Origin of the sequence: Brasilonema octagenarum UFV-OR1 (assembly GCF_963888615.1) — a bacterium.
GTDB lineage: Bacteria > Cyanobacteriota > Cyanobacteriia > Cyanobacteriales > Nostocaceae > Brasilonema > Brasilonema sennae.
Genome location: NZ_CAWPKW010000023.1, coordinates 1 through 18,578, shown reverse-complemented (window position 1 = coordinate 18,578; position 18,578 = coordinate 1). Strand labels below are relative to the sequence as shown.

At 42.8% G+C, this 18,578-nt stretch carries 17 protein-coding genes; 6 read left to right on the top strand and 11 right to left on the bottom strand.

Going from position 1 to position 18,578, the window contains the following annotated elements; all coding sequences use genetic code 11:
* Nucleotides 1-529: CHAT domain-containing protein (locus tag AC5590_RS01175; RefSeq protein WP_169267968.1), on the bottom strand; the 529-nt coding region annotated here is incomplete at its 3' end.
* Nucleotides 530-1,032: 503 nt separating this feature from the next.
* On the opposite strand from AC5590_RS01175, the gene AC5590_RS01170 reads away from it, so the two are divergent.
* Both AC5590_RS01170 and AC5590_RS01165 read left to right on the top strand, forming a co-directional pair.
* Complete coding sequence (locus AC5590_RS01170) at nt 1,033-1,497, top strand: DUF2141 domain-containing protein (RefSeq protein ID WP_318284226.1); 465 nt, start codon at nt 1,033-1,035, stop codon at nt 1,495-1,497.
* A gap of 90 nt (nt 1,498-1,587) precedes the next feature.
* Nucleotides 1,588-2,178 carry an NUDIX hydrolase gene (locus tag AC5590_RS01165; RefSeq protein WP_169267967.1) on the top strand — a complete coding sequence of 197 codons (591 nt, stop codon included), beginning with the start codon at nt 1,588-1,590 and terminating at the stop codon, nt 2,176-2,178.
* Nucleotides 2,179-2,202: 24 nt separating this feature from the next.
* Here the strand turns inward: AC5590_RS01165 and AC5590_RS01160 are convergent, their stop codons facing one another.
* From AC5590_RS01160 to AC5590_RS01150, 3 genes are all read right to left on the bottom strand, one after another.
* Nucleotides 2,203-4,674, bottom strand: a complete 2,472-nt coding sequence (locus AC5590_RS01160) for an alkaline phosphatase D family protein (protein ID WP_169267966.1) — start codon at nt 4,672-4,674, stop codon at nt 2,203-2,205.
* Between the two features lie 282 nt (nt 4,675-4,956).
* Nucleotides 4,957-5,205 carry a peptidoglycan-binding domain-containing protein gene (locus AC5590_RS01155; RefSeq protein WP_169267965.1) on the bottom strand — a complete coding sequence of 83 codons (249 nt, stop codon included), beginning with the start codon at nt 5,203-5,205 and terminating at the stop codon, nt 4,957-4,959.
* A gap of 277 nt (nt 5,206-5,482) precedes the next feature.
* Nucleotides 5,483-5,731 carry a peptidoglycan-binding domain-containing protein gene (locus tag AC5590_RS01150; protein WP_169267964.1) on the bottom strand — a complete coding sequence of 83 codons (249 nt, stop codon included), beginning with the start codon at nt 5,729-5,731 and terminating at the stop codon, nt 5,483-5,485.
* Between the two features lie 115 nt (nt 5,732-5,846).
* Here AC5590_RS01150 and AC5590_RS01145 point away from each other — a divergent pair, with 115 nt between their 5' ends.
* The gene (locus AC5590_RS01145; RefSeq protein WP_169267963.1) at nt 5,847-6,788 is read left to right on the top strand and encodes a leucine-rich repeat domain-containing protein; all 942 of its coding nucleotides are present in this window, start codon (nt 5,847-5,849) and stop codon (nt 6,786-6,788) included.
* 265 nt (nt 6,789-7,053) lie between these two features.
* Here AC5590_RS01145 and AC5590_RS01140 read toward each other — a convergent pair whose 3' ends face one another.
* Both AC5590_RS01140 and AC5590_RS01135 read right to left on the bottom strand, forming a co-directional pair.
* The gene (locus tag AC5590_RS01140) at nt 7,054-7,404 is read right to left on the bottom strand and encodes a hypothetical protein (RefSeq protein WP_169267962.1); all 351 of its coding nucleotides are present in this window, start codon (nt 7,402-7,404) and stop codon (nt 7,054-7,056) included.
* A gap of 66 nt (nt 7,405-7,470) precedes the next feature.
* Entirely contained in the window at nt 7,471-8,952 is a 1,482-nt protein-coding gene (locus tag AC5590_RS01135; protein ID WP_169267961.1) for a CIA30 family protein, read from the bottom strand.
* 369 nt (nt 8,953-9,321) lie between these two features.
* On the opposite strand from AC5590_RS01135, the gene AC5590_RS01130 reads away from it, so the two are divergent.
* Together AC5590_RS01130 and AC5590_RS01125 are read left to right on the top strand one after the other, a co-directional pair.
* Nucleotides 9,322-10,224 carry an alpha/beta fold hydrolase gene (locus AC5590_RS01130; protein ID WP_169267960.1) on the top strand — a complete coding sequence of 301 codons (903 nt, stop codon included), beginning with the start codon at nt 9,322-9,324 and terminating at the stop codon, nt 10,222-10,224.
* A 30-nt stretch (nt 10,225-10,254) separates the two neighbouring features.
* Nucleotides 10,255-11,178 carry an ATP adenylyltransferase family protein gene (locus AC5590_RS01125; protein WP_169267969.1) on the top strand — a complete coding sequence of 308 codons (924 nt, stop codon included), beginning with the start codon at nt 10,255-10,257 and terminating at the stop codon, nt 11,176-11,178.
* A 178-nt stretch (nt 11,179-11,356) separates the two neighbouring features.
* On the opposite strand, the gene AC5590_RS01120 is transcribed toward AC5590_RS01125, so the two are convergent.
* The gene (locus AC5590_RS01120; RefSeq protein ID WP_169267959.1) at nt 11,357-12,259 is read right to left on the bottom strand and encodes a phosphotransferase family protein; all 903 of its coding nucleotides are present in this window, start codon (nt 12,257-12,259) and stop codon (nt 11,357-11,359) included.
* 45 nt (nt 12,260-12,304) lie between these two features.
* Entirely contained in the window at nt 12,305-14,053 is a 1,749-nt protein-coding gene (gene recN, locus AC5590_RS01115; protein WP_169267958.1) for a DNA repair protein RecN, read from the bottom strand.
* A 314-nt stretch (nt 14,054-14,367) separates the two neighbouring features.
* On the opposite strand from recN, the gene AC5590_RS01110 reads away from it, so the two are divergent.
* Nucleotides 14,368-16,425, top strand: a complete 2,058-nt coding sequence (locus tag AC5590_RS01110; protein ID WP_169267957.1) for an ABC1 kinase family protein — start codon at nt 14,368-14,370, stop codon at nt 16,423-16,425.
* Nucleotides 16,426-16,672: 247 nt separating this feature from the next.
* Here AC5590_RS01110 and frp read toward each other — a convergent pair whose 3' ends face one another.
* From frp to AC5590_RS01095, 3 genes are all read right to left on the bottom strand, one after another.
* A complete protein-coding gene (gene frp, locus AC5590_RS01105) occupies nt 16,673-16,999 on the bottom strand; it encodes a fluorescence recovery protein (RefSeq protein WP_169267956.1) in 327 nt (108 codons plus the stop codon).
* 129 nt (nt 17,000-17,128) lie between these two features.
* On the bottom strand, nt 17,129-18,088 hold the full coding sequence (locus AC5590_RS01100) for an orange carotenoid-binding protein (RefSeq protein ID WP_169267955.1): 960 nt from the start codon (nt 18,086-18,088) through the stop codon (nt 17,129-17,131).
* A gap of 309 nt (nt 18,089-18,397) precedes the next feature.
* Nucleotides 18,398-18,578: hypothetical protein (locus AC5590_RS01095; RefSeq protein WP_211178694.1), on the bottom strand; the 181-nt coding region annotated here is incomplete at its 5' end.

The window sequence follows — 18,578 nt, the reverse complement described above, 5'->3', positions numbered from 1 at the left end:
GATCATAGGCAAACTGTACCTCTTCCCCGGCGGCGATCGCATCATAAAACGCCACTGCAAAAGCAACAGCTGCTTTATCCCCTACTGTCTGAGTCATACCAATCACATAATTAATGTGTTGGCTAATTGCTTCTGCTTGCACGAGTGAGTAACAAGCGTTTAAAAGTACGCAATCAACTCCTTTAGTGGCAAACAGCTTAAACATACTCCCCAGTGCTTCGGCACAGATTAATGCAGGCTGTCCTGTTTCATCTTCCAAAACAATACCATCTTGCCCAGCACCATGCCCACTGAAGTGAACAATCTGGGGCTGACAATCTAACATGGCTCGGTAGAAGTCACGCGAGCGAACTGCCCATTTTTGCTCTAACTTGAATTCCTCTCGTTTGTTAGCGCGTCGTAATCCTTCATCAATTTCCCGTACCTCTTCGTCCAGTCGTAGGCTTGAGGTACTTGTTGGATTTGCTGCCAAAATTAAAATAGTTTTGACATCGGGATTGTTACCATAGGACAGTTGCTGAGAAACCATATAATATTAGTATTAATTTATATAAAAAGTAAAAAAGATGCTCAAAGATACTACAGGATAAACACTTCTTTATAGGCGAAACCGAAATTAACTTATGCAGTGTCTAACAGTTTTCTATTTACTTGTTACCACACAATTTCTGTTCTAAATTCCGCAATAAAAGTAAAAAACTTATAGCTTAAAATGATTGAGTCACGTTGCGTTACACCTTTGAGCCATTTGTTGTAATGGGGGGCGAGAAGTATTAATTTCTCGTGGTGGTTGTGAGCAGCGTCACCACATAAGTGTGTTTTAATCAGATCTTGTACCAGTATCAACAACGAGGCAGAGCCTCGATATCTTGTTCCCAGGCTGCAGCCCAGGAACGAGGGTTGGGAGGCTCTGCCTCCCGATTATTGAGAAATGTAGAGAATTCAATTGCGACTGCGATTGTGTTGAGTGAATTGGGCTGGCTTTAACAAAAGCATTGCGTAAACTACTTGTTTTTTTTTACACATAATTTTATGATGATGCAACGTTTTTTCTGGAGCTTTTTACTTTTAACAGATGTCATATTTCTGACATCTTTATCCAGTGCAAAAGCAGTATCTAACAGTAGTCTCACCGTCACCATTAACGGCTTGAAAAACCAGCGTGGGCAAGTTTGTCTGAGCCTGTTTTCTGGTGGGCGAGGATTTCCCAGCAGTAGCGATCGCGCAGTGGCTGCCCGTTGCGTCAAACTAGAAAACGCTGCGCTGACAGTTAAATTTGAAAACTTAAAAGCAGGAAATTATGCGATCGCCGCCTATCATGATGCCAACAACGACGGCATCCTCAATCGCAATCCATTGGGTATCCCCACTGAAGAGTTTGGCTTTTCTCAAAACCCCAAAATTCTCACAGGTCCGCCCAAATTTGGCGATTGTGCGGTTCTAGTTGCTGGTCCACAGACCAACATTCAAATCCAATTGCTGAACTTTTTAAGCTGAAGTCAACGAGTTAAGTCACCGTTTAGGTTAATTCGGGGTGACTTGGGAATTAACGTATAGCAATCCTAAATCATTTTTAAAAATTAATCCATGAGTATTATCGAATTGCTAGAAGAACTGCGAGCGATCGCACAGCTTGGATTAAACTATTCAAAAGACATTTATGATCGCGATCGCTACGAACGACTTCTCACTCTTGCCTCGGCACAATATTCAGCACTGTCTTCCCTCCCTAGTTCAGAAGTAGAAAAGCGATTTCGCGCAGAATTGGGCTACATTACGCCGAAAATAGGAGTATCAGCTGCAATATTAAACGATCACGGTGAGTTGTTGTTGGTTCAGCGAACTGACGATAGTACGTGGTGCTTGCCGTGTGGTTGGGCTGAAGTTCGAGAAACGCCGCAGCAGTCGATGAAGCGCGAAGTGCAGGAAGAAACTGGTTTGCTTGTGGAAGTTGGTTCGTTGATTCGTCTTGGTTGCCGTATGCCTGGAGATTTTGGACAGCCCCACACCACTTACCATCTCCAGTTTTATTGCACAGTTGTTGGTGGAACGTTGCAAGAGTCCCATGAAACAACGAATGTTGGGTATTATGATATATCCTCTATCAATAAATGGCATGCCGATCATCAGATTGACGCTGAAGCAGCACACCAGTATTGGGAACTTTTAAAAAAATAAATGACATCGTTTCTGGTTTTTTGCTCACTCAGAGGCTACCGGATTTGATATAACTTCCTTCAATACCTCATTCATTGGATAATCTGGATTATCAAACGCGAGCGATACTTCACATCTAGTTAACGGAAAAGGTTCCAAAAGCTTGCCATTTTCATGACTTTCCAAACGCCACCAAAGAGTTTGTACAGCTATCTCTTTACCATCGACAAACTCAAAAGTGATTTCACCAATATTATTTAATCCGACAACTTCTTTACCTTTTGCTTTCTTACCTATGTAATGATGATGGTTTCTTGCCATTGCGAGGTATTGTTCCAAAGGCTGCTTGCGGTCTTGTCCTGGTAGAGGTGCTTTTACAGAATATAATTTCTGAGAATTGTAGTTTTTTGGTTGATTAATTTCTTCTGCTTTCGCTGATAAAAAATCAATCCGGTACCACCATTCAGGTTGTTTGGTGATTTGTAAGACTCTAAACCAATCGCGTTCTAGCCCTAAATTCACTTTAGCAGGACTACATTTGACTCTCCAAGGAAGATGTTGAACGGTTTGATCGACAAGAGTATAAAAACCACCAATTTCTAGAAAATTTCCTCCTTTATTTTCCCATCCTAAAAATTCTACTGTTGGGAAATATTTTAGAATCTTAAAAGGAACAAAACCTTTTGTATGCAATGAGTGGCTTCCACCGAACCCCTTGACTTCATTCTTAAGCGAACTACTCGTAAATTGGGCAACAACAAGTTCAGTCTTGACATTTTTTGAACTTTGGAAAGGACGTATTGCCGAGTATTGCAAGCGAGCTGCAAAACTATAATGAACATCACCAGATAAGATAATGACACGACTTTGGTGTGCAGGTAATGCTCGTAGTGCGAGTCTGGAAAACAACCTTTCAAATGCTGTTTCTTCTAAACCCCAAGCTTCAGGATCAAAACCCCAAGCCGCAGCACCCAACTTCTCTGCAATCGTTTTAGCTGTCTTTTGTAAGGTTTCTAAAAACGGTAAGCCAATAACTGGGCTAGGCGCTACCACCAAAGTCACTCGTGTATTTTGTGGGCGAACAACTTTTGAGATTTGTTCATCGCAACCTTCAGCACTTAAAAGTCCGGGAAAATCAAAGTCCTTCCCTGGAAATTCTCGCCATGTGCGCGTATCCAGAACTAAAACTTCATATTCTGGAGTAGTTACAGTATAGTGCCATTTTAAAGAACCTTCTTGATGGATGCCTCGCCTTGGCTGACTTGTTTTAATATCTGCAAAGGATGGCAAACCAACACGCAAAGCAATTTCTTGTTCGTGCTGTGGGTTTGTGCTAAAGGAAGCTGACCATGCTTCGGTGGCTTTGAGTAGTGCTTCTCCTGGCTTTCCTTGTTCAAATTGTTCTGGTGTATTTCCCCAAGCTTGGCAGATAGCACAAGCAAGTAAACCATTTTGGAGTACGCGCCGACCGAGAGGTTTATTAAGAGTGCGATCGCACCACGCAATATTTAAAAACCAGTCATCTGTAATTTCATGGTCATCAAATATCATGTATGTGGGAACATTTGCTAAAGCACGCCTAATATCTTTAATTGTTACTTGAAAATCTTGTAAATCGGCAACGTCTTCTGTAAACGAAGTTCGACTTACTTCAGATTTTTGTACATTCGGATGAACATCTTCAAATGTTGGGAAATCTTCGGGTTTCGTCCACAGGACATCACTCCAAACAAATAAATACATTGCCAAAAATTCACCCAAGGTGAATAAATGACTTTTGGCAGTATTGGAAACTCTATTAAGTTTGCTAAAACTTGCCGTCAACCCAGCAGTATGTGTTGCTAAATTATTACGCTTTCCTGGATTCAACTCTTGATAATTTTGCACATCTGGTAATATTTCTGTCCATCCCAAAAGTGTCTGGCTAGCATCTATTAACATGAAAAGTAAAGCATCAGCCACATCATCCACATAAATTTGGTCACCTGTGAGGAAGAGTTGATGCGGTCGTTTTTTTGAATCTTGTTCTAATGCTTCCCTAATCATTTTGTCCACTGACGCAAGTGCATCAAGACTTTCACCGTGAGGCTTGCGACAAGAACCGTGAATAATTCGCACATCATTTAAACGACTTGGCACAAGTGCAAAACTTGGCAAGTCATATGGGGGATATATAATATCTTGTATTGATCCTTCTGGAGTTAAGACACCGGGCTTATTCAGCGTTTCCCCATGACCAAAGTATAAATCGTAAAGATAATTTTCCCCGTATAAGAGATTTGATGAAGTTTTAGCTGTGACAGCAACTATGTGCACATAAGTACCACATTTTATCGTTTTTTGACTACCACTAAAAAGTCTTTTTTTCTTCGTATCGAATATTTCTAGAGTAACATTACGGCTTTCTTTCAAAGCCACCCATACAGTTACAGCATTGGGTTCAGTGCGTCGTAGAATTGGTCCAGCGAGAACAAGTGGCAGTTTGTTAATCCGTTCTCTTAGAGGTGTCCATATCATGGATTTTCTGCCATCAACACTACACTTTGAGCATATTTGTTCTCCAAAATTTGTCACTTTTAGAGAAACAACATTCTACAATTGTAAGACCCCGCGACGAAATAGTTCTACAATAATCTGCCAGCGTCCCTCTATTTCTTCAACTACATTATAACGCTTCTAAGTATTAGATGCTTTTTGTGAATAAGGCACAGCAATACTCTGCCTAACCATGTGGTTTATGGTTTTGAAAGCGCTGTCAAGCTAAAATCCCCGTCTGCTTGATATCACAAAGCTACAACACTAACGTACTGCTTGCTCCAATTTCTCCCAGGTTTTAGGACCAGCAATCCCATCGATAGACAGTCCATAATATTTTTGGAACAGCTTAACAGCCGTTTGTGTATTATATCCAAAATATCCGTCAACATTCAGAGGCGGAGGATTTCCAGAGTTTCGTTTACGATCAACTCGATTCAGCAAGTTTTGCAAATGTCTTACTGGTTCACCTGTACTACCTTGTCGCAGTTGAGGATGAGCTTGAGTAGACATAATTCTCCTTTGTTGAGGTTCACTCAGGTAGCTTTAAAGGAGAAAGTCATTTCCTTCCCCCCTGCAAAAGTAATAGTTGGTAGCAAAGTCAACTTATGCAGTTTTCACCAAAAAATCCAGTTTCTCGTCCTGACTCTCCATTCCAAGATAGTCTCACTGATCATTACCCGAGAACATTTAATTTTAGGAAAATCATCTCAAAGCTAAAACCCCCGTCTGCTTGGGATAACAAACAGACGGGGGTAATAACTTCTAAATCCGACGTAAAGCTAAGACACTAACTTGCTGCTTCGGTCAATTTCGCCCAGGTTTTAGAACCAACAACTCCATCAATAGTTAATCCATAAAATTTTTGGAAGTTCTTAACAGCAGTCTCAGTATTATCTCCAAATTCTCCGTCCTCTTTTAGAGGAGGAGGATTTCCAAAGTTTTTTTTGCGATCAGCCTGATTCAGCAACTTTTGCAGACGGGTGACTTCTGGACCTTGGCTGCCTTTTTTGAGAATAGGTTGAGCTTGAGTAGACATAATTCTCCTGGATTAAAATTGGGTAGAGTTATTTTGAAGGTGAAGGTTCTTTCCTTCCCCTCTGCCAAAATAGAATCACCCTTGTGACTTCGTCAATCCCCTATTCTCAATTCCTATGACTCCCCCCTCCATCCTTGCCCTTATTGATCGCGCCTACACTGAAAACTGGGAAGCGCTTGACCTAATGGGGAAGAAACTCACGGAAGTCCCGCCAGAGATTGGGCGGTTGACTCAGTTGGAATATCTTGACCTCTCTTTTAACCCCATCGCAGTGATTCCAGAGGCGATCACACAACTCACCAATCTCACCACGCTTCGCATCAATAGCTGCGATATCTCCGTTGTGCCGGACGCGATCGCCCGACTGACCAATCTCACGACGCTTCACCTCCAGGACAACCAGATCAGAGTGATTCCAGAGGCGATCAGACAACTTACTAATCTCACGACGCTTGACCTCTCCGAGAACCAAATCAGAGTGATTCCAGAGGCGATCGGACAACTTACTAATCTCACGATGCTTGAACTCTTTGCCAACCAAATCACCACTGTGCCGGACGCGATCACACAACTTACTAATCTCACAACGCTTCGCCTCGATGGCAACCAAATCACAATTGTGCCGGCTGCGATCGCACAACTCATTAATCTGGCATGGATTTCCCTCGCTGGCAACAAAATCGCCGTTGTGCCGGACGCGATCGCACAACTCACTAATCTCACAAGGCTTGACCTCGATTATAACCAAATCGCCGTTGTGCCGGATGTGATCACACAACTCACTAATCTCACGACACTTGACCTCGATTATAACCAAATCGCCGTTGTGCCGGACGCGATCGCACAACTCACTAATCTCACAAGGCTTAACCTCGGTGGCAACGAAATCACAATTGTGCCGGCTGCGATCGCACAACTCACTAATCTCACATGGCTTGTCCTAAAAAATAACCCCATTCAAAATCTGTCGCCTGAAATTGTTCGTAAAGGCTGGGGTAAGTATGATTGGCAAGACGGTGAACCGCAGGTAATTTTCGCCTATCTTACAAAATGTTGAATGATTTGAATCCTATTGACCTACCAATGCTGAAACACGCAGTTGGCTTCATGCCTATCTCTGAGCGTGATTGTAGTTCACAAAGTAAAACTTTGGACTCATACGAAGTTGCCAAAGATAATATTGTTACATTTCGTTATATTGAACACAACCAGGAAAATCCGACTTCTCCTAAATAATACTATCTATCGCAACTTCGTATCATGCATAAAGAATTTGGTCTATCAATCTGATTTTCCATTCCAAGTACCAACGCCACAACAACCTACCGTTTCTCCAATTTAGCAACTCGGCCTTCTAGTGCATTGACTTGCTGCTTGAGTTCTATCACCAGAGTTGCTAGTCTATCAAACATCTTCTCTCGTTCTTGCGGCGACACAGTTCTTCGAGAACGTGGAGATGGTGTAATCGTTGCGCTACCAGAAGGCGAGGATCGCCCACTTTGATTTAACTGCGCCTCAATGCGATTAACCCGCGACACCAAACGATTAAAATCCGCTTCTAGGTTATAGAAGCGAGATTCTATTTGCTGAGATAAGGCAGTGTTTGAAAAGACTGTGCCCCAAAGTAGAATAGGCAAAAATAGGGCTAATGCCATCAGCCCAATACGTTTCATGACTTTGCTACCCCTTGTAAAACTTATCCAAAGTTGCTTACATGAAGTACCTCACACACTCTACCCTCAGTTTGGTAGCAGTTGAGAAAATAACCTTTGCCAATCAATATAACTAGCAGTATTTTCTCCCTGTTTCACCTCAAATGTGACGTTAGACGCTTTCGTTTGTTGTAGCGCTTCTACACAAAGTTTAGCCACATCCTCGCGGCTGATTTTTCCTTTGATATTGTCACCTTGCTCTAAAATAAACTCCTTACCCCCGACTTCCTCAGTCAGCGCACATGGTCTAATAATCGCGTAAGGAATTCCGCTTTCTCTTAAACTATCTTCTCCCTTCAACTTCCATGTTAAAATTCCTCCTAACTGGTCATTTAATTTGACCGCTGGCGGTTCTTCATCTAAATTGATTCCAGGACGACCAGGACGAGTCACACCCGCTGAACTAACTAAGACAAACTGTGGTAAATTTGCCCCACCATAAGCTTTCATTGATTCCACTTCCAAAGCAAAACCACCAGGAGAAAATTGAGGATTTAACTCACCATCATATTCAAACTTGCTCAACATCAGTTGAAAAGAGCAAATTTTGCTTTGATCAATTTGCGGTGAATCTTTGACAGTTTTGGCACGAAATACCGCAATCATCTGGGCAAAAGGAATGCGAACATTCATCCAGGTATTAGCTTCTGTATTAAAAGAGTAACTGTAGGCAACACCATCCCATTGTGCTTCTGTACGCAGAAGGAATTTATAGCGCTTACCATCACCTTTTAAGCGCAATTCTACACCTTCGTAACCAGAGAGATTGAAGGGAGGGGCGAAATTTTTCGTTCTTACAGAAGCAAAGCCTCCTGAGTTCGCAGTTGAGACATTTCCAGCAAACAAAGCTGTTTGTTCCACCAATTGAATTTGACTTTGACTCACGCCACCCATGACAACATCATCCACCGCACCCCAAATATTTTTTAATTCTGTTGATGGTTTTGTGAAATCAAAGAATAGTTTTTCCCCCGCTTTCGGCAGATATTTGGCAGCAGCTTCTACCAAGTTTTTCACACCTTGATATTCTACGTTTTCAGGGGTGTCGCCAACAATTTCTGGTTGATAAAATTTGATGCCTTGATAATACTTGGCACGTTCTGGAGTATCTCCTTCTACTGGTTGCACACGTACCGCTGTACAAGATATAACCGCTTGGATATTAGCCATAACTAGGGAATTTAAAGTTTCTGGCTTAGTAATATCTGCAACAACTAGTTCAACATTATCACTAAGAACTGACCGTGCTTTGTCGATATCTCGCACGAGTGCACGTACTTTATAACCCGCATCCAGCAGTCGTTTGACCACTCGCTGACCAACTCCACCCGTTGCACCTGCTACTAGTATCACACCCACTTGTTTTGCTCCATCAGGTATATTTTGGCTACTATTAAGACGACCTTGAATCAAATCCTGTACCCAGTTGACAAAAGGGACGACCTCAAAATAAGTCAGGGTTTGGATGAATCTGCCTAAATCCCATTGAGAGCGATTGTTGTTAGTCACGATTCATATCTTATGGCTTCTTCTATTGCATAATCATCATTATATAGTAGTCCTATAGACAGGTGAAAAATTACAGCAATCCTAGATAAGTCGTGAACAAAAAAACCAACCGCAAAGGACGCAAAGGACGCAAAGAAAAGAAAGAGAAGAAGAGGAGGATGTTCATATCCTATTTAGGAAGGCTGTAATAACTCATGACATTAATCATCAATATTGATATGATGAAAGCATTGGGAGTATGCAGGCAAAAAATGGCAAGCACAAAAGTGATACGCCATAATTATTTGATTTGTAGCCAACAACCTTGACCTATACGCCACCAGGCTTTAACTTGCCACTAGAAACACATATTCACGAGGGTAGCAAACTATGCTCCAGTTTCAACCTCCTGGCTTTGGACAAAAAGTCGCTCATACCTCTGTGGGGTTTATGACTTACTACACCCAAACGACTGCACCTTGGTTGATTGCTGAGACAGAAAATTTACCTCCCCTAGTTTTTCTCCATAACTTTGGTGGCGGGGCTTGTGCTTATGAATGGTCTAAAGTTTACCCTGCTTTTGCAGCTAAGTACGAGATTATAGCGCCGGACTTAATTGGTTGGGGTGAATCTGCACATCCTGTGCGAGATTACCAAATTAACGATTATTTGACGAGTATTCCAGAGTTTATTAGACATACTTGTCGTCCACCAGTAACGGTGATTGCGTCTTCATTAACAGCTGCTTTGATGATTCGCCTCGCGATCGCTCACCCTTTTTTATTTCAAGCCCTGTTTTTGGTGTGTCCCTCTGGATTTGATGATTTTGGGCAAGGTACAGGACGCAGACTTCCACTTGGAGTGATCAACATACCACTCTTGGATGATTTCATTTATACTGTTGGCGCTCAAAATGAACTGGCGGTACGCAACTTTTTACAAAGTTTTTTGTTTGCCAAACCAGAACGAGTTTCTTCAGAAATGGTACAAGCTTTCTTAGCCTCTGCAAAACAACCTAATGCAAAATTTGCAGCCTTGGCATTTTTACAGGGTAAGCTTTACTTTGATTTGAGTTTGTATATTCAACAATTGACTATTCCTACAGTGATATTGTGGGGTGAAAAGGCACAATTTACCAATGTTCAGCTAGGACAGCGTTTGAGGAAGTTAAATACCAATGCAATTCGTGATTTTCATACAATTCCAGATGCAGGAGTCTTACCCCATTTGGAAAGACCTGAGATTGTGATTGGTTTGTTGCAAGAGTTTCTAGATCTTCATAACATAAATTAAGTGATTTTTAACACTCTTTCTTTGCTGATCATGCCAGAAGACAAACAAACTATACATGAAGAAATTTTACTCAAACCAGGCACTTTGTGGAAACGTGTTCAAGAACAGACTGAATACGCTCTACAATGTGGGGCGTTGCTGACAATACCAACAGAATTTGAGTTCATAGAGCAAGATGGTGTTCGCTTCTTAGTGCGAGTTTTATCTAACCTGGCTCGCAAAGATGCTGTTAAGCAAAAACGACAAACACAAACTTCCTCCACTCAAGAATTTAATCCTTTTCTTCCTTACGAGGAGGATTTGTTTGTTGCAGATATTTCTCAGACACACGTATGTATCTTAAACAAATTTAACGTTGTTGAGAATCACTTGCTGATCATCACTCGTGCTTTTGAGGAACAGGAAACTCTACTCACTGTGCAAGATTTTGCTGCAATGTGGGCGTGTCTAGCTGAGTTTGATGGTTTAGTCTTTTACAATGGTGGCAAAATTGCAGGTGCTAGTCAGCGACACAAGCATTTGCAACTGGTTCCACTTCCACTCATACCCAACGAGTTACAGATACCGATTGAACCTCTGTTGGCATCCGCTCAGTTTCAAGACTGTGTTGCCACCATACCACAACTTCCTTTTGTACACGCCTTTACAAGGCTAGATCCTCTTTCGGTACAGTCTCCATTGAAAGCGGCTGAAGTCACACTCTCGCAGTACCGCACCCTACTACACGCTGTCGGCTTAGAAAACAGTGGAAGACAATCTGGTGCTTACAATCTTCTGGCGACAAGGGAATGGATGTTGATTGTAGCGCGATCGCATGAATCTTTTGAGTCCATTTGTGTCAACTCATTAGGATTTGCAGGTTCGGTTTTCGTACGAAACGAGCAACAAATGCAGATTATCAAAGATATTGGACCTATGACCCTATTAGAGAAGGTCGCTGTGGCAATAAAATAGGGAGTCACAAAATAACGAACCGCAGAGGACGCAGAGGACACAGAGGAATAAGAGTTTCAGAGGTATTTTACGTAAGTCCTGGAGTAGTTAGACCGCTTTAAGTCAGAGAAATCACTCTAGCACTGCGATCGCGTTCCTATCGAAAAATGATCAGCGAATTATCAAAAGCACTAGTTCTTTATATGCGCCTAATCACACTTTCTAGGTAAGCGTCGATTCGCTGTCTAAGCAATTCAGGAGCGATAACACTGAGACCAAAGTCCTGCCATGGCTTATAAAAAGTTGGCTGCGGCAGGCTCATATCAAGTATTGAATCTATATCCCAGTAAGGGTGATAATCGAACTTAACGGAAATTGCAGTGTATGCATCTAAAAATTGATCTGCCGCTGCAAAACCAAACATCAGAGCTAGATTGGTTCTACAATGTGCCACATCAACCCCTGCTGGTCCCTGGCAGGCATTGATCCAATCCACAATGCCACTCACTGTGCCCCCATGCCACAGAACATTGGCAGGGTGGTAGTCACGATGGATGAAAACTGGCTGCTCGGCAGGTTCTGAACCAAGCAACAATTCGATGGCACGTTCCCAAACACGGGGAATCGTAGTCCACTTCGGTGGTGCCAGAGTCGCTTTTTCTACCCAACTGTGAAATAGCCACGGAAAGCTATTCGCTGTGTGCTGGTGCAGCAAAGCCAGTTGTTTAGCAAGATCGTTCAGCCATTGCTGAAAGTTTGCAGGGCAAAGCTCGACATTTCCTTCGAGATACGACATGAGTACTACTGGCGCACCGAAACCTACATCATTCGTGGAGTAAGCTACGAGCTTCGGGACTTGGAGACCCGTCTTCTGTGCTTCTTCCAGCGCAGCCGCCTCGTGATGAGCAAGGTCAGATTCCTCCGCAAGCCATTGATTGTCAAGTACACGCAAAACAAACCGTTGAGGATTGAAGTCACGTGAGCAGTGAATCAGGAAAACCGAAGAAGAGGTTGAACCTTTCATCTGCACCACATCGAAATGGCAGTGAGGGATGCTGATCGATTGGGAAAGCCATTCGTGAGCATCTTTACTGTAGGTCATACGTAATTCATCTTCTATTTATCGGTCAATCCAAAGCCGTTTGTATCACTTCCACTCCCCGCGACGGTGGTGATCTGCTTGCGTCAACAAAGACTCAGCAAATGCGATCGCCTCCTGGGCCGATTTCCCACCAGCTAACTGTGCTAGTTCTTCTCGACGCTTGTTTAAATTATCCAGGCTTGTGACTCGCACAACCGTACGCTGTTCGGGATGTCCGTTGTTTGTTTTGTCACCTGGTTCGAGGGTGATAACTTGCTTATCGACTCGGAAATGTCGGTCTGCCATTGCTGCAACTAAGGGCTGGTGTGTCACACATAATACTTGAGAGCTTTGACCTAACTGATGCAATTTTTCCGCAATAGCTTGTGCGACACGTCCAGAAACCCCAACGTCAATTTCATCAAACACCAGTGTCGCATTCTCATCAGCTTGAGAAAAACAAGTTTTCAGCGCCAATAAAAAGCGGCTCATTTCACCGCCGGAAGCAATTTGTGTTAACGGTTGCAGGGGTTCTCCTGGGTTCGGACTAAACAAAAAGGTTATTTTATCTGCTCCCGTTGCGGTTGGGGAAGTTGGTACAATCTCAACTTGAAACTGTACCTTTTCCATTGCCAAAGGTTTGAGTTCCCTGATCAGTTCTGCTTCTAGAACAGCCGCAGTGGTACGCCGCAGCAGAGTTAACTTCTGACAAGCTTCAGTCAACTTTTCCCAACAAATATTTTCTTGTTGTTCCAGACTTTCGATTGATTGGTCGCTATTATTAAGTTCAGCCAACTCTTCTTGGATGCGTTGGTAATAAGCGATCGCCTCAGTCAGAGTCGAACCGTACTTACGACAAATTTGCTTTAATTCCTGAATACGCTCTTCTACTTCCTCTAAGCGCTGCGGATCGGCTTCCAAATTTTCCCCGTAGGTATTAATTTGTCGTCCCACTTCTGCCAAGGTTGCTTGAGCATCTCTGACCATATCCAACAGCGGTTGCAGTTCGGTATCGTATTCTACCATGTCGCTCAATGTCGTTTCACTGTCTCCGAGCAAGTCTGCTGCTGCTGGAGTTTCAGCATCATTTTGGTACAAAGCTTGGTAAACTTTGTAACTCATTTGTTGTAAATCGACGACATGATTGAGGCGTTCTCGCTCTTGCAAAAGCTTTTCTAATTCATCAGGTTCAGTAAGATTTGCAGTTTTGAGTTCCTGTACTTGATATGTTAGTAAGTCGAGTTGTTGGAGGCGATCGCGTTCTGATGTCCGGCGTTTTTCTAGGGCTATATGCGCTTTTTGATACTCACTAAAACCCAAGGCGACAAGTTGTCGCTGCTGCATCAGGGAATCGCCACCGTACATATCCAACCACTCGCGGACTTGAGCAGATTGTCCCACTTGTACAGTTTGCCCTTGAGCGGTGATTTCCACCAAGCGTTCTCTGAGTCCGGACATCAACGCTCGATTAACCAACACTCCATTAACGCGCGATCGACTGCGAATATTACTTGAGGTAGCTGCAATTTCTCGGCTAATAATTATAAAATTATCTTCGATTAAATCTATTTCTTGTTCGCTCAACCAGGCGGCTAATCCTAAGTTAGAGCTAAATGTCGCTTCTACCATTGCCCGAGTTGTACCACTGCGAATCACACGACTGGATACTTTACCACCCAATACTGCATCTATCGCATCTAAAATAATCGACTTTCCCGCGCCGGTTTCCCCTGTCAAAACATTAAGTCCTGTCCCAAATTCCAGTTCTAATTGGTCAATCAGGGCAAAATTTTCTATTCGCAATACAGACAACATTAAGTCAAATTCTCCATGAGGACAGACGCCGGATTCAATTCATTTATGGGAAACTATAAATCAACGGTTAGCAGTTAGGAATATCTCATACCATCGGACGAGTACGACCAATTGAAGTGTACCAAATTTAGTTTAGTTCATGAAGTGTAAATTGTGCTGAGGATATAGTTCTTCAATTGAAAAATAGATTGTAGCGAAGAAGTTCTAGTCTCTAAATTTCTCTTTCTCCACCGTTTCTTAATAGAAATTACAGATTGAGACCAGAAAAAGTTACAATAATTAATAAAATAAATTAAATGCTATGGTAATGCGACATGAATGCTAAGACAACTCCCCCTACTTCCCAATTTACAGAAGACAGTCGCGTAAGCACCTCTAACCCAGGTAATGTGTCCAATGCTGAACGAATACCTGAAAATAGTGCGATCGTCGAAGTTGTTAGCTTACCAACTTTAGACGAAACCCAAGTGGTGGTTACGAGAAAAACTGAGTCGCAAGCAATACGTTACAATCCCCAGGAGATTTCAGCGCATTACCAAAAAAGACCCCTGCAAGTTTTCCGGCGGATTATCACAGTTTTGACATCAACTGTGAGCTTTGCAACGGGGTTGTGGTGGGATAGCAAGCGGGGAGTTGTTGTTAAAAATGACCTAAGGCGAGCAGTTAAGTTGCGAGAATTGTTGACTAAGCTGGGACCCGCTTACATCAAAATTGGACAAGCTTTATCCACTCGACCGGATTTGGTTCCTCCCGTCTATTTGGAAGAACTGACTCGATTGCAAGACAAGTTACCAGCTTTTCCTAACGAAATTGCTTATCGCTTTATTGAAGAAGAGTTGGGATTACCTCCCGAGGAGATTTACGTAGAACTCTCTAGTGAACCAATTGCTGCTGCTTCCTTAGGTCAAGTTTATAAAGCTAAGCTAAAATCTGGTGAACAAGTCGCTGTTAAAGTCCAACGTCCAGACTTGAGAGAAAGTATTACCATTGATTTGTATCTTTTACGCAAACTCGCTGCATGGGCGAAGAAACAATTTAAACGCGTGCGGAGTGACCTTGTTGGTATTCTTGATGAATTAGGCGATCGCATCTTTGAAGAGATGGACTACATTCACGAAGGAGAAAACGCTGAGCGTTTTTACCAGCTTTATGGTCAGATGAAAGATGTCTATGTGCCAAAAATTTACTGGGAATACACCAATCGTCGGGTTTTGACGATGGAGTGGATTAATGGCGTTAAATTAACCGAGACAGAAGAACTTCGCAATTTAGGTATAAATGCTCGTTATTTGATAGAAGTTGGTGTACAGTGTTCGCTACGTCAGCTGCTGGAACATGGATTTTTCCACGCGGATCCTCACCCAGGTAATTTACTCGCGACATTTGACGGGCAATTGGCTTATCTCGACTTTGGGATGATGAGCGAGATTCAGCCACAGCAGCGTTATGGTTTGATTGAGGCGATCGTCCATGTTGTCAACCGCGATTTTGACGGCTTGGCAAAAGACTATGTCAAGTTAGATTTTTTATCCCCAGAGACAGATTTAACACCAATTATTCCAGCTTTTGCCAACGTATTTGCTGATGCTCAAGGAGCCAGTGTTGCTGAGTTAAACATCAAAAGCATCACTGATGACCTCTCAGCTTTGATGTATGAATATCCTTTCCGTGTACCACCATACTACGCTTTGATTATTCGTTCATTGGTAACCTTGGAAGGAATTGCTATCTATATTGATCCTAATTTCAAAGTCCTCAGCGAAGCTTATCCTTATGTTTCTAAACGTCTGTTAACCGATCCAGCGCCGGAATTAAGAGCATCCTTGCAAGATTTGCTGTTTAAAGAAGGTAAATTCCGCTGGAATCGTTTAGAAAATTTATTACGTAATGCTCGTAATAGTCAAGATTATGACTTTAACTTAGTCACAAATCAAGCACTAGATTTTTTGTCTTCTGAACGCGGCGCTTTTATTCGAGACAAACTGGTGGACGAAATTGTGAGAGGAGTCGATGCTTTAAGAAAAAATGTTTTGCACAACTTTACTTACTTACTGCGCGAAAGAGTTGGAATCACAGCAGTCAATGAAACTCCTGGTGCGAGTGTCGAACAAGAACAAACCTTAGAGCATATCAAACGTATTTTGAATATTCTCCAACAAACTCGTGGTTTTGACGCAACACAACTCGTACCTCAAATTACTCAGCTATTGTTCAATCCAGCAGTACAGCGTTTAAGTCAACAATTCGCGAACCAGTTGGCACAAAAAGCTGTAGCAAGGTTGATTCGGCAATTGTTGACATCATCAGAAGTGGATAGCGTTCAAGATAGTCATTTGCCTCAGCCTAAAAGGTTATCTTTACCTGCTAGGTGAAAATTACCATGACTTTAAAATAGAAGGCCGTCACCCTTAAAGTCGCCTATTCCTGTGATAATCTATCTTATCACAGGAAAAATGCAATCATTGCCTGAAAAAACAGTAATAATGAGGCATTAAAGAAGGTAGAAATTTTATTGTTATCACAATAATTATTTGGAGCGCGTACATTTTGGTTCCAATTCTACTCGCATGCGGTGTCTGCCTGGTCGCCACAACCCTTTAGAAGAGTGACTATACTAGACTATATCCGTGCCAAAGCAGCGATCTTGGATAGCTTTTCTTTATCCAGCCCTTCCAGTTCGTTCAGATGGAGCCAGCCTTCCTTGACCAATCCAGCAAAGACAAAGAGCAGAACAGGATATTGGTAGTCGTACTTACCCTCGACTTCATGCCTTCTAGCACTCAAGAAATCGTGTAACCGCCAGAGATCACTCAACTCCACGAGTGTACTTGCTTGTTCTCGAACTTGTTTAAGCAAAGCCTCAACTTCTCGCTTGTAGGCTTGATCAAAGGCAGCTCGAGCTATATTTTTTTCAGTGTCAGTCCATTCAGCTTCACTCACTTGCATAACTCAATCTGAAATTTGTGCGATAGTTAGTTGGTTAGGATTGTTTTGTTTGCTTAGAGTAATTGAGCGCTCTTGGTTAACAGAGCGCTCCCCACAATAGTTAGTGATTTACTCTGCGCGCGAGTCTTCCTATCTCGCCAGATTCATAAGCTCTTTGGGAGAGGCTAACAAGTCAATGGCTACGAAAAAGATCTTGCCTTCAGAATTGATCAAGAACCGCCAAGCCATATTCATGCCCACTGCTGCGCCAAACCAGGGGGTCTGAACCTTGCCTGTAACTTTCACTTGAGTGTAGCCATCGTCTGCAGGTTCAGCGACACCGCGCTCTGGCACCAACTTGAGGTTCTGACACTCTTCTCGGAAGAACCGCAGGATTGCATCTTTGCCAATGATCGGTCTTTGAAAGGGAGGTTGCAAAGCACCGTCCGCCACGAACAGCTTAATTAGTTCATCAAAATCATTTGCATTCAAGTTGTCCATGTAGTTCAACACTGTTGGGTTGTCCAGACCTTCAATGGTGACTTTAGTACGCTGAGACTTTTCTTTAGGCACGACCACGGGTTCAGAAATTCTGGCATAGTCGCCTAGTTTACTTGCATCAAACCCCATGTCCACAACCGAGTTTCGCAGGACGGTGATCTGTTGTCCTTGATCCAGGTTTTTGAGGGTTTCCAATACGGCAGTAGCATTGGCTGAAAGCTTATAGCCAGCCGGAATTGGCGCGACAGTGCCTTGCTCCATCCATTCCGCGAGCTGATTCCAAAAACCTAGCTTAATATTAGGCGACCAAGTAGCATAGGTGCGGCAAATAGGTGTATCTGCGTGGTTTGCCAGATCACACATAACCTGACTTTGCTCGTCAAAGGTCATTTGCTTGATTTGGTTCAGGATTTGTTCGGCAAACTGCATTCTGGCTGCACCGGGAGCTGCAACTGTGACGGTTTTGCCCATCTCCAGGAAAGCGAACCAGGTCCATGCCAGTTGATCTTCGGCACTGAGTTGGTTGAATCGTGCAGTCAAAGCCGGTACTGCATCAGCCGATAATGTACCGGGAAAAATACCACGGGCGGAATCGATAGTAATTGCCATGTTGAGGGGTACCTCGCTAAGTTTGTAACTGACTAAAGATCAAACAATATGTCTCTGGAGATACAGTTTTGCTCTCCAGTCATTAAATTATCACAAAATGTTAATTTTTGTAAAGAATCTTTAATATTAAAATCGAAAACTTAGTTTCGTTGGTAGCTGTAATACTTGAGAAATCGGCGCGGAGAGTGAACAATGCTTTTTTGAACCAAGTGCTTCTCCTTAATATATGATAGGTTTCTTGACAGATTAAGGTAAAGAGGTTTTCATTTACAGTTGATTCCTCTGGGTCCAAAGCAAGCCATGATCGGGTTAGTGCTGCCATAGTTCGCTTAGGGGTTGGTGACACAAAGTCAGCGGCAGATGATCTCCTCCACCAGACGCTACTTTGTAAGTCCCAAAGGGACACGCTTGCGCGTATCTCCTGCACAGACGCTGCTTTGTAAGTCCCAAAGGGACACGCTTACGCGTATCTCCTACGGAGACGCTGCGC

Bases quoted from the DNA above. Each gene is read 5' to 3' on its own strand.
- AC5590_RS01100 (WP_169267955.1), bottom strand. From the start codon at position 18,088: ATGGCAATTACTATCGATTCCGCCCGTGGTATTTTTCCCGGTACATTA.
- AC5590_RS01165 (WP_169267967.1), top strand. From the start codon at position 1,588: ATGAGTATTATCGAATTGCTAGAAGAACTGCGAGCGATCGCACAGCTT.
- AC5590_RS01155 (WP_169267965.1), bottom strand. From the start codon at position 5,205: ATGTCTACTCAAGCTCATCCTCAACTGCGACAAGGTAGTACAGGTGAA.
- AC5590_RS01140 (WP_169267962.1), bottom strand. From the start codon at position 7,404: ATGAAACGTATTGGGCTGATGGCATTAGCCCTATTTTTGCCTATTCTA.
- AC5590_RS01145 (WP_169267963.1), top strand. From the start codon at position 5,847: ATGACTCCCCCCTCCATCCTTGCCCTTATTGATCGCGCCTACACTGAA.
- frp (WP_169267956.1), bottom strand. From the start codon at position 16,999: ATGCAAGTGAGTGAAGCTGAATGGACTGACACTGAAAAAAATATAGCT.
- AC5590_RS01150 (WP_169267964.1), bottom strand. From the start codon at position 5,731: ATGTCTACTCAAGCTCAACCTATTCTCAAAAAAGGCAGCCAAGGTCCA.
- AC5590_RS01160 (WP_169267966.1), bottom strand. From the start codon at position 4,674: ATGATATGGACACCTCTAAGAGAACGGATTAACAAACTGCCACTTGTT.
- AC5590_RS01130 (WP_169267960.1), top strand. From the start codon at position 9,322: ATGCTCCAGTTTCAACCTCCTGGCTTTGGACAAAAAGTCGCTCATACC.
- AC5590_RS01120 (WP_169267959.1), bottom strand. From the start codon at position 12,259: ATGACCTACAGTAAAGATGCTCACGAATGGCTTTCCCAATCGATCAGC.
- AC5590_RS01125 (WP_169267969.1), top strand. From the start codon at position 10,255: ATGCCAGAAGACAAACAAACTATACATGAAGAAATTTTACTCAAACCA.
- AC5590_RS01170 (WP_318284226.1), top strand. From the start codon at position 1,033: ATGATGATGCAACGTTTTTTCTGGAGCTTTTTACTTTTAACAGATGTC.
- AC5590_RS01110 (WP_169267957.1), top strand. From the start codon at position 14,368: ATGAATGCTAAGACAACTCCCCCTACTTCCCAATTTACAGAAGACAGT.
- recN (WP_169267958.1), bottom strand. From the start codon at position 14,053: ATGTTGTCTGTATTGCGAATAGAAAATTTTGCCCTGATTGACCAATTA.